The following is a 13,835-nucleotide window of genomic DNA, read 5'->3' as shown; positions in this document are numbered from 1 at the left end:
GCACACGCCTCGGCGCGCGGCACGCGGCGCTGATGGCCGCGCTCGGCGTGACGCGGGTGCATGTGCGGGACCGCCTGCGCACCGCCGACGGCCTGCTGCGCGTTCCCACGGCCCTCGAGGCCGTGCCGGCGGGCGGCCGCTTCGGGATCCTGCCCCTGCAGGGGTTCGCCTGAGATGGCCACCGCCCGCCCGCCCCGGCCGAACAGCGGAGCGCTGCGTCGCCTCGTCGACGGCTTCGATCGCTTCCGCGACCAGCACTTCGAGAACGACCACGAGCTCTACGACACGCTCCTCGACGGGCAGCGGCCGGAGGTGATGGTGATCGCCTGCTCGGACAGCCGCAGCGACCCCGCCATCATCTGCGGCGCGGAGCCCGGCGACCTCTTCGTCGTGCGCAACGTCGCAGCCCTGGTGCCGACCTACGAGCCGGACCACCGCCCGCGCGGCACCTCGGCGGCGATCGAGTTCGGTGTCGTCGCGCTCGGCGTGCGGCACGTGATCGTCCTCGGGCACAGCTTCTGCGCCGGCGTGCGCTGCCTGCTGGAGCACGACCACGGCGGCCGCCGCTTCGACTTCGTCTCCGACTGGGTCGGCATCGCATCGGAGGTGCGCGACGAGATGGACGGGCTGGTCACCGAGGCCGAGCGGCCGGTGATCGCGCGCCGCGCGGAGCAGGCGGCGGTTCTGGCGAGCCTGCGGCACCTCCACACCTACCCTTTCGTCGCCGAGCGGGTCGCGGATGGCCGCCTCTCCCTGCACGGCTGGTACTTCCACTTCGGCTGGGGCCTGCTGCAGGCTGCGGAGAGTCCGGAAGGCCCGTTCCGTCAGGTGGACCGCGGCATGCCGCCTGCGCCGGCCATGGGTCGCGCCGTGGCGGAGCCGCCCCGGTGACCGTCCCGGCCGTCGCGGAGCCCACGCGGCCTGCTTCGCCTGCCGCGCGCCCGATGCCCTTTGCCGTGCCGCTGTTCCGGCACGGCTTCCGGCCCTTCTTCCTGCTCTGCGGCCTGTGGGCCGTCGCGGCGATGCTGGTCTGGACCGCGGCGCTGCACGAGGCGCGGCTACCCGAGGGCCTGCTCCCCGGCGTTCGCTGGCACGCGCACGAGATGATCGCGGGCTTCGTCGGCGCGGCGATGTGCGGCTTCCTGCTGACCGCCGTGCCGAACTGGACCGGACGCCCTGGCTACGCCGGCTGGCCGGTGATCGGACTCGCAGCGCTGTTCCTCGCCGCGCGGTTGGTGCTGCTGCCGGGCGTGCTCCTGCCGCCCTCGGTCGCGGCAGTCATGGCGCTGCTGCCGATCCCCGCACTCCTTCTGACGATCCTGCCCGCCGTCCTCGCGGCTCGGACGCCGAGACTGTTCGGACCGCCTGCCCTGATCCTGATGTTCTGGACGGGCGACCTGCTGATGCTGGGCGAGGCAGCCGGCTGGTTCGCCGGCACATGGGCGGCCGGGCAGATGCTTGCCCTCAACGTCGCGCTCGTCCTCGTCGGGTTGATCGGCGGCCGGATCCTGCCGGCCTTCACGCTGAACGCGCTGCGTCGGGCGGGGCGCCCGGTGGAGCTTCGGCCGCTGCCGGGCGTGGATCGCGCAGGCATCCTGTCGTTGATCGCGGTGGCCCTGGTCGATCTCGCAGCGCCGGGCAGCGTGCTCTCCGGCGGCGTGGCGGCCGCGGCCGGGCTGCTAGCCGCACTGCGCCTGTCGCGCTGGCACGGGCTGCGGACGGGACAGGAGCCGTTGCTGTGGGTCCTGCATGCTGCCTACGCGCTGATCCCCGCCGCGCTGCTACTCAAGCCCGCCTTCCTGGTCGCCGCAGCGCCCTGGGCGGGCGCCTGGCTGCACCTGCAGGCGGCTGGCGCCATCGCGCTGATGATCCTGGCGGTGATGACGCGGGCGACGCTTGGGCACACCGGCCGAGACCTGACGGCCACGTCGTCCATGGCGGCAGCCTACGGCCTGCTGATTGGCGCCGTCCTGCTGCGTGTCTTCGGCGGTCTGGCGCTCCCGGCGGGGACAGCCCTGGCTGCAGCCGCGGTGCTTTGGATCTCAGCCTTTTCCGTCTTCCTGGCCGTCTTCGGGCCGATGCTGCTGGCACCCCGGCCAGATGGCAAACCCGGCTAAGCGCGGCCGTTGCGAGGTGAAATCGGCAGTTGGCCAGGCGGTAAGTCGACGCAGGGGGGAATGGGGCAAACGCGAAACGCACAAAGTAGGCTATCCGCCCTCCGCTTTCGAACCCCGTCATCGCTGGATACGGGGTTCTTCGAGCGCTTTGCTTTCGATGGAAATTCGGGGATGCGGGGACGCGCAACCGACGATGCCAATACATCGAGGTCGCTATCTGAACTCGGTAGGCAATCGGACCGCCTCGGGCGGGAAGCGGTCCCTCGTACACGCCGACCTGCCCGCCGAGCAGCGAGTGCACCGGACATAGCACGACATGGACCACAGCCGCCGGCGCGGCTCCTGCCCCGGGCCAACCCTCGGGGTCCGCGCAACCGGCGAAGTGCAGAACGAGGCCAGCAGCGAGGCAGGCGGCCTCCCGGGGGGACGAAGATAGCGGCGCTTGCGTCCTGGTTTCCGCCTGTCAGGTTGCCGTCACTCCGTGCCGCGGAAGCCGCAGCGTGGCGAGAAGCCCGCCTTCGGCGGCCCGGCCGAGCTCGAGGCTGCCGCGGTGCAGCGCTGCCAGGTCCGCCACGATTGCGAGGCCGAGGCCGCTTCCCGCCGTCTGCTCGTCCAGCCGCACCCCGCGGCCGAGAACGGCATCCCGCCCGTCCTCTGGCAGGCCCGAACCATCATCGCCCACCGCGACGACCACAGACTTCCCATCCGCGGCAATGGTCACGCCGACGTGCCGCCGGGCCCATTTGCACGCATTCTCCATCAGGTTGCCGAGCATTTCTGCGAGGTCCTGAGGGTCCACCCGGACCCGGGCGCCCGGATCGCCCTCCACCTCGATCAGCAGATCGCACCCGTCGAACAGCCGGCGCAACGCGCTGGCGACCTCCTCCGCGATCGCAAGCGGCGACGAAGCCGCTGCGAGGGACGCGGCCAGCGCGGCGCCCCGCGCACGCGCGAGGTGGTGGTGAACCAACCGCTCCAGCGCCGACGCCTCGACACGCGCTGCCTTAATGTCGGGGCTGGCGCGCTCGAGCGCGTTGCGCAGCACCGCCAGCGGCGTCTTCAGCGCATGGGCGAGGTTGCCGACATGCGACCGCGCCCGCTCCACCGTGGCGCGGTTCGCGGCGATCAGCGCGTCCACCTCGGCGACCAGGGGCGCGATCTCGGACGGCGCCGCGATCGCCAGCCGTTCGCGGCGGCCATCGCGGATCTCGGCAAGCGCCCGGCGCACGCGGCGCAGCGGCGCGAGACCCGCGACCACGGTGGCCACGGCGCCAGCCACCAGCCCCAGCCCCAGCGCCCCGAAGGTCAGCAGCAGGATCGTGCGAAGCCGGGCGACCTCGGCCTCTGTCTCCCCGCGGGACAGCGCGACGGCGACATGCGCCGGCGCCGCGGCGCCGGGCAGCAGCAGGTCGCGCTCAGCGACGCGAAGCTTCTCGCCCCGCGGCCCCACCACGTCGCGCAGCAACACCCCATCATGCCCCCCCGCGGCGGCGGGAAGCGCCTGGTCCCAGAGCGAGCGGGAGGTGGCGACCGCCCCGCCGGGCCCCGTCACCTGCCAATAGGCGCCGCCGAAGGGCCGTTCGAAATCCGCGCCGGCGGGCGCGCGGGCGACCACGACCCGCCCCTCGGCATCCGTTGCCGCCGCCGCCACGGCAGCGTCGAGCAACCCGGCCAGCCTTGCGTCGAAGGCGGCCTCGACCTGGCGCACCACGACGCCGGTGACGAACCACGCCGCCGCGCCCAACCCTACCGACACCCAAAGCCCGGTCCCCAGGGCGAGCCGCAGCGCGAGGGAGCGCGGCCATCTCATGCAGCAGCCAGCCTGTAGCCCTGGCCGCGCACGGTCTCGATCAGCCCCTCGCTGAGCTTCTTCCGAAGCCGGCCGACCACCACCTCCAGCGTGTTGCTGTCGCGGTCGAAATCCTGCGCGTAGAGATGCTCGGTCAGCTCGGTCTTGGAGACCACCTGCCCAGCATGCAGCGCGAGATAGGCGAGCAGCCGGTATTCCAGCCCGGTCAGCCTCACGGCCGCGCCGTCCAGCGTCACGCGCTGCGCTGCCGTGTCCACCACCAGGCGACCGAGGGCGATCTCCGGCCGGCTGCGACCATGCGCGCGGCGCACGAGCGCCTGGATGCGCGCGACCAGCTCCGCCATGACGAAGGGCTTGGTCAGGTAGTCGTCGGCGCCGGCGTTGAGGCCGGCGACCTTCTCGCTCCAGCCGTCGCGCGCCGTCAGGATCAGCACCGGCATGTCGCGCCCCGCCGATCGCCAGCGCTTCAGCACCGTGAGCCCGTCCACCACCGGCAGCCCGAGGTCGAGCACCACCGCGTCGTAGGGCTCCGCGTCGCCGAGGAAGTGGCCCTCCTCGCCGTCGGCCGCGTGATCGGCGACGAAGCCGGCCTCCGTCAGCGCGTCCATCACCTGACGGGCCAGCGCCGGATGGTCCTCCACGACGAGGACGCGCATCAGCGCCGTTCCTCGACCGGCCCACGGCTGCGCAGCAGCGCGCCGGTCGCGGCATCGAGGCGCAGCTCGACCACCCGGCCGGACGGCGGCAGCAGCTTGAACTCGTAGATCCAGCGCCCGTCCTCGCGCTCCAGCTCCGTCGCGATGACGCGGCCGACATAGCGGCGCTCCACCTCGCCGAGCAGCTCGGCGAGCGGGCGGATCTCCCCGGCGGCGAGCGCGGCGCGCGCGCGCTCATGGTCGCGCCGGTCATCCGCCCGCGCATTCGGGGCGCCCAGCGTCAGCAGGGGCATCGTCAGCATCGGCAGCAGCAGCAGGGCTCGGCGCATGCGGGCAGCATCGGAACGCCCAGCTGAACCGCGGCTGAACGGACGGCTCAGCGCCGGTTCAGCTGGGAGCGGCCAGGATGCGCCCCGTTGCGGAGAGGCCGCAACGCCGAACCCTGGAGACCCGAGATGACCCGCTTCCGTCCCATCGCCGCCCTCGCCCTCGCGCTCGCCGTCGCCGCCCCGCTCGGCACCGCGCTGGCCGCCTCCGACGACAACCGCCCCGACCGCCGCGCGGCGGAGGCGGTGACGCCCGGCAATGCCCGCTTCGACGCCCCCGCCGCCATCGCGGCCGTGCTTGGCGCCGGCTACACCGCCGTCAGCGAGCTCGAATGGGAGCGCGGCGGCTGGCAGGTAAAGGCCAACGACGCACAGGGCCGCCGCGTGGAGCTGCGCGTGGACGCCACCACCGGCGCCGTTGCGCCCCGCGGCCGCTGAGCCAGGGAGCCCGGTGATGACGACGACCGTCGCGCTGCGATCCCCCGGCATGGCGACACGCGCCATCCACTGGGCAACCGCGCTGCTGGTGCTGTCGGCCTGGGTGGTCGGCAGCACGATGGAGGAGTTTCCCCGCGGCGCCGGCCGCGACCTCGCGATGCAGCTGCACTACAGCCTGGGCATCCTGGTGCTCGGCTTCGCGGCTCTGCGGGTCGCCTGGCGCCTCGTGGCGCCGCTGCCCCCGGCGCAGGGGCCGGCCTGGCAGCGCCTGGGCGCCGCCGCGATGCACCTGGCGCTGATCGGCCTCACCATCGGCGTGCCGCTCAGCGGGCTGCTCGACCGCTGGGCGCGCGGCCGCGCGGTGACGGTCTTCGGCGGCTTCCCCCTGCAGGCCCCCTTCCCCGTCCCCGGCGGCCGCATCTGGGGCGAGACGCATGAGGTGCTGGCCAACCTCATGCTCGCGGCGATCGCGGCCCATGTCCTGGCCGCGCTCTGGCACCAGTTCATCCTGCGCGACCGCGCCCTTTCCCGCATGATCCGGGGCTGAGCCGCGCGCGGCGCGATCATCGCCGCCTGGCCGGGAACCGTGGCATGCTGCGCCGGACGCCCATGACCACGGCTTCCGACGCAGCGCCCCCGGCTGGCAAGACCGAGGCGACCGGTGCGCCCCCGGTCTTCGTCGCGCGCGGGCTGTGCAAGAGCTACGGCAGCGGCGACGCCACGGTGCATGCGCTGCGTGACCTCGACCTCGACATCCTGCAGGGCGAGTTCGTCGTGCTGCTCGGCCCCTCGGGCTCCGGCAAGTCCACGCTGCTGAACATCCTGGGCGGGCTCGACGCTCCGACCTCCGGCCGCGCCGCCTGGCGCGACCATGAGTTGACCGGGGCGGATGAGGCGGCGCTGACCGCCTATCGCCGCGACCATGTCGGCTTCGTCTTCCAGTTCTACAACCTGATCCCGAGCCTCACCGCGCGCGAGAACGTCGAGCTCGTCGCGGAGATCGCGCGCGACCCGATGCGGCCGGAGGAGGCGCTGGCGCTGGTAGGCCTCTCCCATCGCCTGGACCACTTCCCCGGCCAGCTCTCCGGCGGCGAGCAGCAGCGTGTCGCGGTCGCGCGCGCCATCGTGAAGCGCCCCGACGCGCTGCTCTGCGACGAGCCCACCGGCGCGCTCGACGTCGAGACGGGCAAGCTGGTGCTCTCCGCCATCGCGCGTGCGAATCGGGAGGTCGGCGCGACGACCGTGGTCATCACCCACAACGCCGCGATCGCCGGCATGGCGGACCGGGTGCTGCGCATGGGCGGCGGGCGCATCGTCGCGACCGAGCGCAATGCGCGCCGCCTCGCGCCCGAGGAACTGGTCTGGTGAGCGTGCTGGACCGCAAGCTGCTGCGCGACTTCTGGGCGCTGCGCGGCCAGGTCCTGACCATCGCGCTGCTGATCGGCGCCGGCGTCGCCGTGCTGGTGATGTCGGTGAGCAGCTTCCTGTCGCTTCGGGCCGCGCAGCAGAGCTTCTACGCCGAGAGCCGCTTCGCGGAGGTCTTCGCCGAGGTGAAGCGGGCGCCGCGCACGCTGCTCGCGCGCGTCGCGGAGATCCCCGGCGTGGCCGTGGTGGAAGGCCGCGTCGGTGGCGAGGCCCGCGTGGACTGGCCAGGCGCCGAGGTGCCGGTCGCCGGCCGCGTCCTGTCGCTGCCGGTCAGCGGGGAACAGCCTGCGCTGAACCGGCTGCGCCTGCTCGCCGGCCGCCTGCCCGAGCCGAGCCGGCACGACGAGGCGGCGATCCACGCCGCCTTCGCCGAGGCGTGGCGGATGCGCCCGGGGGACGAGGTCGCTGTCATCCTGAACGGAAGGCGCGAGCGCTTCCGCATCGTCGGCATCGCCCATTCGCCGGAATTCGTCTTCACCTCGCGACCCGGCAGCCCGCTGCCCGACGATCGCGGCTTCGTCGTGCTCTGGGCGAACGAGGAAGCCGTCGCGCGCGCCTTCGACATGCAGGGCGCCTTCACGGAGGCCGTCCTGACGCTTGCACCCGGCGCCTCGGAAGCCGCCGTGATCGCGGAACTCGACCGGGTGCTGCTGCCCTGGGGCGGGCGCGGCGCCTATGGAAGGCGCGACCAGCCCTCCCACCGGTTCCTGGAAGACGAACTGGCCGAGCAGCGCACGCTGGCCGTTACCGTGCCGCTCGTCTTCTTCGGCATCGCCGCCTTCCTGCTGAACGTCGTGCTGGGCCGGATGGTGGAGGCGCAGCGCGACCAGATCGCGGCGCTGAAGGCGCTCGGCTACCCACCCTTCCCGATCGCGACGCACTACGCGAAGTTCGTCGCGGCGATCTGCCTGCTGGGGTCTGCGCTCGGCATCGCCGCCGGTGCCTGGATGGGTGCCGGCATGCTTGGCAACTACCGCCCCTTCTTCCGCTTCCCGGAGCTGCCGTATCTGCTGCCGGTCTGGCTGCCGCTGCTTGCCGCCGTGGCGAGCTTCGCGGTCGCGCTGCTCGGCGTCCTCGCGGCACTGCGGCGGATCCTGCGCCTGCCCGCCGCGGAGGGGCTGCGTCCGGCCCGGCCATCCGCCTTCGTCGGGGGCGCGGCCGGCGATGTCGGGCGACGGCTCGGCGCGCGGGCAAGAATCCCGCTGCGCGGCCTGCTCGGTCGCCCGCTGCGCACGCTCCTCACCGTGTTCGGCATCGCGCTGGCCGTGCCGATGGTGGTGCTCGGCCTGTTCTGGTGGGATGCAATGGACAGCATGGTCGAGCTGCAGTTCGACCGCATCGAGCGCGGCGACGCCTTCGTGGCACTGACGGACCCGCGCCCCGCCCGCGCCGTGCGGGAGATGGCGCGGCTGCCCGGCGTGCTCGCCGCGGAAGGACAGCGCATCGTGCCGGTGCGCATCCGGGCCGCGCAGCGCAGCCGTCTCCTGGCCGTCACCGGCCTACCGGCGGGCGCGGAGCTGCGCGTGCCGCGCGACGCCGACCTCCGCCCCGTGCCGATCCCCCGCGACGGAATCGCCCTCAGCCGGCGGCTCGCCGAACGGCTCGGCGTCCGTGCCGGCGACATCGTGCAGGTCGAGGTGCTGGAAGGCGCGCGCCGTGTCCACGACCTGCCGGTGGCCGCGCTGGTCGAGGACATCATCGGCTTCACCGCGCTGATGGAGATCGGCGCGCTGAACCGCCTGATGCGCGAGGACGACCTCGTCTCCCATGTCGCGCTGCGCGTGGATCCGTTGGCGGCCGAGGCGCTCTGGCGGCATCTGGCGGAGCGGCCGCGCGTCGCGGCGACCAACGTCAAGGCCGTGTGGCTGCGCGTCTTCGACGAGGTGATCGCCGGCCTCGTGCTGACCAGCGCCGTGACGCTGACCTGCTTCGGCATCATCATCGCGGTCGGCGTCGTCTACAACAGCGCCCGCGTCGCGCTGCAAGAGCGGGGCTGGGAGATGGCAAGCCTCCGCGTCCTCGGCTTCACGCGGCGGGAGGTGGCGCGCATCCTGCTGGCGGAACTGGCGGTGGCCGTGCTGGTCGCTGTCCCGCTCGGGCTGGTGCTGGCGCAGTGGTTCGTCGGCCTGATCCTGGGCGCGCGGGACAACGAAAGCTTCGACGTCCCGCCGGCGATCAGCACGGCGACCTTCGCGACGGCGGCGCTCGTCGTGCTGGGCGCGGCGCTGGCGAGCGCGGTGGTGGTGCGGCGGCGGATCGACCGGCTCGACCTGGTCGCCGCCCTGAAGGCAAGGGACTGACGCATGAACCGGCATGTCCGCCGGGCGCTCGTCGCCGCGGCCGTTCTTCTGGGGCTGGGCGGCACCTTCCTCGCCTTCCGCCCACGGCCGGTGCTCGTCGAGACCGAGCAGGTCACGCGCAGCCGCTTCGAGGCGGTCGTGGAGGAGGACGGGCGCACCCGCGTGCGTGAGCGCTATGTCGTCTCCGCCCCGGTCGCCGGACGTGTGCTGCGGCTCGGCGTGCGGCCCGGCGACGTCGTGGGCCGCGACGACCCCATCGCGCTGATCCTCGCCGCGCCCTCGGCCCTGCTCGGTCCCCGGGCGCAGCGTGAGGCGGAGGAGCGCGTCGGCGCCGCGGAAGCTATGCTGCAGCAGGCCGAGATCCTGGTGGAACGTGCTGCCGCCCAGCAGGCCCAGGCCGAGGCGGACGCGGCCCGCGTGCGCGCCCTTCACGCGCGGGGCGCTGCGCCGCTCCAGCAGCGCGAGCGTGCGGAACTCGCCGAGCGCACGGCCGCACGCGACATGCTGGCCGCTGAGCGCCGCCGCCACGCCGCCGAGCACGAGCTGGACCAGGCGCGCGCCCTGCTCACCGCCACCGAGACGTCGGAGAGCGGCCCGGAGCGCCAGGAGGTCCGCGCCCCGGTCGCCGGGCAGGTCCTGCGCGTGCTGCAGGAAAGCGAGGCCGTCGTCGCGGCAGGCGCGCCGCTGCTGGAACTCGGCGATCCGGCCGACCTTGAGGTGGTGGTCGACGTCCTCACCACGGAAGCGGTCGGCATCGCGCCAGGCGCGCCGGTGACCATCGAGCGCTGGGGCGGGCCGGCGCCACTGCAGGCGCGCGTCCGCCGCGTCGAGCCCGGCGCCTTCACCCGCGTCTCGGCGCTCGGCGTGGAGGAGCAGAGGGTGTGGGTCGTGATCGACCTCGTCGGGCCGCGCGAAGCCTGGGCAGCCCTCGGCGACGGCTTCCGCGTGGATGCGCGGATCACTGTGGAGGCGATCGAGGACGCGGTGCTCGTGCCGACCAGCGCGCTGTTCCGGCGCGGCGGCGGCTGGGCGGTGTTCGTGGTGCAGGGTGGCCTGGCGCGCGAGCGGCGGGTTGCCGTCGCCCGCCGCGCCGCGCGCAGCGCCACGGTCGCCGACGGGCTTGCGCCTGGCGAGACCGTCATCCTCTTCCCGCCGAGCGCGCTCCGCGACGGCGACCGCGTCAGCACGGCTCGGTGAGCGGTGCGCAGAGCAGTCCACCGCGTCTCCGAGCAAGCTATGCGTCGATGCCGAAGCCGGGCTCAGGGAGTCGGGAGGCTGCTCTGGGTCGGACAACGCGAAAGCCTGCCGTCGGCGGGCGGCGGGCTTGGAGGGCGTCGACCGTGTCGCGCAAAACCTCGGCGAGAGGCCTTCCCTGCTTCCGAACGCTGAGATCGTCGGATGCGGGGTTCTCGCAACTCCTTGCGGTGTCGAGAAATTCTGGGATGCGCGGACGCGCATCGGCTTATGCCGAACGGTGTTGGGAGGCGCTTAGGCTCTTCCGCAGATGCCTCGCCGCCACCCAGGTCGCCCTGCCGCGACGCGAGGTTGACCAGCTGGGCGGCGCAGCCTTGCGGCATGGTCCGGCGCGAGCGGTGCAAACCCTATCCGAATTCGGCACGATTGCCTCCGCACTGTGGATCGTCACCGGTCGGGTGGGGCATCTTGCGGTGTTGCACATCCACCCGACAGGCGACCAGATCAGGCAATCGGATGGCGGGAGCCCGCGCGTGGTGCGAATGACGAAAGCACGGTGGGGCTTCAAGGGGAGCCTTTGGCGTTTCAGCGTGGGCGTCCTGCTGCTGGCCGTGGCGGGCGGTCCGTTCGGGCAGCCGGCTGCGCAACCGCTCATCGGCAGCGAGGGCATTCGCAACGCCTTGGCCGGCCGGTTCGCCGGTGCTGACCTCGCCAACCGCCAGTTCGGCAGCGGGGTCCTCGGGCTGATGGGATACAACATGATCCCCGACGGCTCGGCGAATGCCGTGCAGATCAACCGAACCTCCGCTGGGCCAGGCGACACAGCTCTGACGCTCAGCCAGTTCGGCTTCGGCTTCACCGTGAGCGAAGCCTTCCCGCTCTACTTGGAGATCTACGCAGGCTACGCGCGCTACGATCCGCTTCTTTACCTTGGCGGGCAGGATGCACCCCGGCTGCCCGTGCGCTGGAACAACTTCACCGGAACACTGGGCGTCGGCTACGACATCGCCATCGCGGAGAACCTATGGCTGCGGCCGATCGTCAACGTCGCGGGCGGCTATGCGGCCGGCGACCGGACGCTCCTGGCGGACCTCCTGCAGCTCCGCCGCGGCGCCTCCGCCGCGGTGCTCGAAGGCGAGCACGTCAGCGCCTTCGGCCTCGGCGGCGCGCTCACCCTCGCCTATTACGACTATCGCCCGGAGCGCGACATCGATGTCGAACTGCGCTTCACCCAGCTCCGGATCGAGACCTTCGGCGATACGCCGTCCATCGCCGAAGCGAGGTCCACCGCCCGCACGCTCGGCCTGTGGACGCGCTATCGCTGGCCAACCGGCGTCGAGGCGTTCGGCCGCCCGATGCGCTGGGTGCTGGACGGCTCGGCCAGCTGGTATCTCGGCGACCAGCGCGACGCTCTCGGCTTCGACTGGTCCATCAAGGTCGGCGGCGGCATCGAGTTCGACACCGGGCGGTGGGAACTTGGCGCCTTCGGCATCAACATGGAACGCGTGCGCTTCATCGGCCGCTACTTCCTGGGCGACAACGGCGTCACCGGCGTGTCCTTTGGGATCGGCATAAGCCTGTAGCGCCCGGGCCGCACCGGTAAGCGCGGCGGGTCAGCGTAGCGCGGCCAGCGTTGCCAGCGCCTCGCGCATCGGCACCGACGACACCGCCATGATACCGTGGAAGGGCCGGTCGAGCTCGAGCACAAGAAGCAGCGCGCTGGCCACCGCCGCGCTGCCGAGCACCATCGCACCGATCGCCAGCCAGTCGGCCTGGCCATAGAGGCTCGACAGGACGAAGAGGAAGACGAACCAAAGCACCAGCATCACGACAACTGGCAGCTGGATCGCCCCGCCATGCTCGGCGGTCGCCAGCGTCGCGCGTGCGCGGCTCAGCGTGACGACCTGTTCCAGCGCCTGCTCCTTCAGGAAGATCTGGCCCGGCGTCGTCGCCTCCAGCCGCGCGACGGCATCGAGCAGGTTGGGCCCCGGCGGCATGGTCAGCCGCCTGGCATCGGTCGCCCAGACCTCCTCGATGGTGTGCTCGACCGAGCGGTACAGGGCGCGCCGCGCCTCTGCTGCCTCGGGCCCGAACTGCAGCAGCGCGCGGTCGAGCACGATCACTTCCGCCGCCAGCCGCCGCACCTGCTCTCCCTGGCCGCGGTAGTGGTCGGTCGCGCCGGCGACCAGCAGGCCGAGGACCAGCGCAGCGATGGAGGCGACGATGCCCTGGGTGAAGCGCACCATCTCGCGCACCGGCTCGGCCTTGTGGGCCTCGCGCGGGCGCAGCGCGAGGCCGGCCAGCCCCGCGCCAGCGATGCAGACGAAGGCCAGGATCGCGAGGGCCACGGGCGTCATGCGGTCGGCCTTCGAATCGTCAGGGAATCCCGATGACCGCCAGCGCCGTTCGAGGCCAAGTCGGCCGCCGGCACGGGCCATCAACGCAGCTCACGGTATCACCCGCGCACTGTGCGATGAACCTCTCAGGCGCTTAGCAGATCACCCCGGGGCTCGCGATGCAGCGCCGCGTCGTGCGTCGTGCGACGCCGGCGACGCTGACCGGCGTGGCCGGCCGGCCCACGATGGCTTCGGCCGAGGAGATCCACGACCCCTGCCGCACATAGGATGCCGGGTTGGCCGCCATCAGGAAGCCGAAGACCAGGATGGAGCCGGTCCATTTGAAGATGCGTGACATCGGTCCCGCTCACTCCTTCATCTGATGATCAGGTCGCCGATCGGGTTCACGGTGACCGACGAAGGCTCGATCTGCCGCGCGCCGGGGGGCGGGGTGAAGACGAAGCGCGCAGGGTCGGCCGCCGGGGCGATGCTCCAGTTCCGCAGTTGCAGCGTGTATTGCGGGCTGCCCGTCACCGACTTGCTGACGATCACGTAGCGCAGCGGCAGCGGCCGGTCGCCCGCGGTCACCCAGATCTGCCAGTCCACCTCGACGCCGCGGAACGCCAGGTGATGCACCTCGACGCCCTCGATGAAGGTCATCCCGACATGGGCGCCGGTCGTGATGTCGGTCGTCGCGCCGTCCATCGGACGCTCCGCGAGCAGGTCGGCGCCGGGCGCATCGAAGCCCAGGCGCTGCACCGCCTCCACCGCGGCGGCGATGCTCGTCGCAGGCAGGCGGAGATAGGCGTTCGCATCGCGCCCGAACATCATGACGCTGTTGCCGTCCAGCACGAGCTCCGCCGTGCCGGCGGCGCCGCGGCGCACCGCGTGCAGCCGATCGGGCCGCTGGGCAGCAAGGCTGCCCGAATGCAGGAACTGGAGCTTCTGTCCGTCCGTCGTAACGACCTCGTCAACCGCCGCATACTCCACCGAGAAGCTACGGAGGCCGCCAAGATGCGCCGACATGGCGGCCAGCACGGCGCGCGAATCGGCGTCCATCCCGCCCTGCGCGCGCGGCGCAGCAGGCGCCGCCAACACCCAGGCCAAGACGAAGGCCGCGAGAGGCGCCACCCGCCACAGCCGCGACCGGAGGCGCGCCATCGCGCCGCCTGCGCCAAGCCCGCGCGGCGCGAGGCCGGGTGCCGCGTCGCCTCGGTTCTGCATCATGCGTCT

14 protein-coding genes are annotated in these 13,835 nt (G+C 72.6%); 8 read left to right on the top strand and 6 right to left on the bottom strand.

Annotated features, from left to right (window positions below; translation table 11 throughout):
* The first annotated feature begins 174 nt into the window (after positions 1-174).
* Both L2I40_RS01365 and L2I40_RS01360 read left to right on the top strand, forming a co-directional pair.
* Positions 175-891: a carbonic anhydrase gene (locus L2I40_RS01365; protein WP_237213056.1), complete on the top strand. Its 717-nt coding sequence runs from the start codon at positions 175-177 to the stop codon at positions 889-891.
* Positions 888-2,117: an NnrS family protein gene (locus L2I40_RS01360; protein WP_237213055.1), complete on the top strand. Its 1,230-nt coding sequence runs from the start codon at positions 888-890 to the stop codon at positions 2,115-2,117. Before L2I40_RS01365 ends, L2I40_RS01360 begins: the two co-directional genes overlap by 4 nt.
* Before the next feature lie 463 nt (positions 2,118-2,580).
* On the opposite strand, the gene L2I40_RS01355 is transcribed toward L2I40_RS01360, so the two are convergent.
* The 3 genes from L2I40_RS01355 to L2I40_RS01345 are packed head-to-tail and all read right to left on the bottom strand — an operon-like array spanning position 2,581 to position 4,912.
* Positions 2,581-3,927 carry a sensor histidine kinase gene (locus L2I40_RS01355; RefSeq protein ID WP_237213054.1) on the bottom strand — a complete coding sequence of 449 codons (1,347 nt, stop codon included), beginning with the start codon at positions 3,925-3,927 and terminating at the stop codon, positions 2,581-2,583.
* The gene (locus L2I40_RS01350; RefSeq protein ID WP_237213053.1) at positions 3,924-4,583 is read right to left on the bottom strand and encodes a response regulator transcription factor; all 660 of its coding nucleotides are present in this window, start codon (positions 4,581-4,583) and stop codon (positions 3,924-3,926) included. Before L2I40_RS01350 ends, L2I40_RS01355 begins: the two co-directional genes overlap by 4 nt.
* On the bottom strand, positions 4,583-4,912 hold the full coding sequence (locus L2I40_RS01345) for a PepSY domain-containing protein (protein ID WP_237213052.1): 330 nt from the start codon (positions 4,910-4,912) through the stop codon (positions 4,583-4,585). The genes L2I40_RS01350 and L2I40_RS01345 overlap by 1 nt, the downstream gene beginning before the upstream one ends.
* 126 nt (positions 4,913-5,038) lie before the next feature.
* Between L2I40_RS01345 and L2I40_RS01340 the strand changes: the two genes are divergently transcribed.
* The 6 genes from L2I40_RS01340 to L2I40_RS01315 all read left to right on the top strand — a co-directional run bounded on the left by L2I40_RS01340 (position 5,039) and on the right by L2I40_RS01315 (position 11,849).
* Positions 5,039-5,347: a PepSY domain-containing protein gene (locus L2I40_RS01340; protein WP_237213051.1), complete on the top strand. Its 309-nt coding sequence runs from the start codon at positions 5,039-5,041 to the stop codon at positions 5,345-5,347.
* A 16-nt stretch (positions 5,348-5,363) separates the two neighbouring features.
* Positions 5,364-5,894, top strand: coding sequence for a cytochrome b (locus L2I40_RS01335; protein WP_237213050.1), 531 nt, complete (start codon positions 5,364-5,366; stop codon positions 5,892-5,894).
* Between the two features lie 44 nt (positions 5,895-5,938).
* Complete coding sequence (locus tag L2I40_RS01330) at positions 5,939-6,715, top strand: ABC transporter ATP-binding protein (protein WP_237213049.1); 777 nt, start codon at positions 5,939-5,941, stop codon at positions 6,713-6,715.
* Entirely contained in the window at positions 6,712-9,072 is a 2,361-nt protein-coding gene (locus tag L2I40_RS01325) for an ABC transporter permease (RefSeq protein WP_237213048.1), read from the top strand. The genes L2I40_RS01330 and L2I40_RS01325 overlap by 4 nt, the downstream gene beginning before the upstream one ends.
* A gap of 3 nt (positions 9,073-9,075) precedes the next feature.
* On the top strand, positions 9,076-10,269 hold the full coding sequence (locus tag L2I40_RS01320) for an efflux RND transporter periplasmic adaptor subunit (RefSeq protein WP_237213047.1): 1,194 nt from the start codon (positions 9,076-9,078) through the stop codon (positions 10,267-10,269).
* A 245-nt stretch (positions 10,270-10,514) separates the two neighbouring features.
* Entirely contained in the window at positions 10,515-11,849 is a 1,335-nt protein-coding gene (locus L2I40_RS01315; RefSeq protein ID WP_237213046.1) for a hypothetical protein, read from the top strand.
* 30 nt (positions 11,850-11,879) lie between these two features.
* Here the strand turns inward: L2I40_RS01315 and L2I40_RS01310 are convergent, their stop codons facing one another.
* The 3 genes from L2I40_RS01310 to L2I40_RS01300 form a co-directional block, all read right to left on the bottom strand.
* Positions 11,880-12,623, bottom strand: coding sequence for a bestrophin-like domain (locus L2I40_RS01310; RefSeq protein ID WP_237213045.1), 744 nt, complete (start codon positions 12,621-12,623; stop codon positions 11,880-11,882).
* Between the two features lie 133 nt (positions 12,624-12,756).
* Complete coding sequence (locus L2I40_RS01305) at positions 12,757-12,960, bottom strand: hypothetical protein (RefSeq protein ID WP_237213044.1); 204 nt, start codon at positions 12,958-12,960, stop codon at positions 12,757-12,759.
* A gap of 17 nt (positions 12,961-12,977) precedes the next feature.
* On the bottom strand, positions 12,978-13,829 hold the full coding sequence (locus tag L2I40_RS01300) for a DUF2092 domain-containing protein (RefSeq protein WP_237213043.1): 852 nt from the start codon (positions 13,827-13,829) through the stop codon (positions 12,978-12,980).
* Positions 13,830-13,835 lie beyond the last annotated feature (6 nt).

This window comes from Falsiroseomonas oryziterrae (assembly GCF_021864505.1).
Taxonomy (GTDB): domain Bacteria; phylum Pseudomonadota; class Alphaproteobacteria; order Acetobacterales; family Acetobacteraceae; genus Falsiroseomonas; species Falsiroseomonas oryziterrae.
This window is presented reverse-complemented; position numbering and strand designations above follow the sequence as displayed.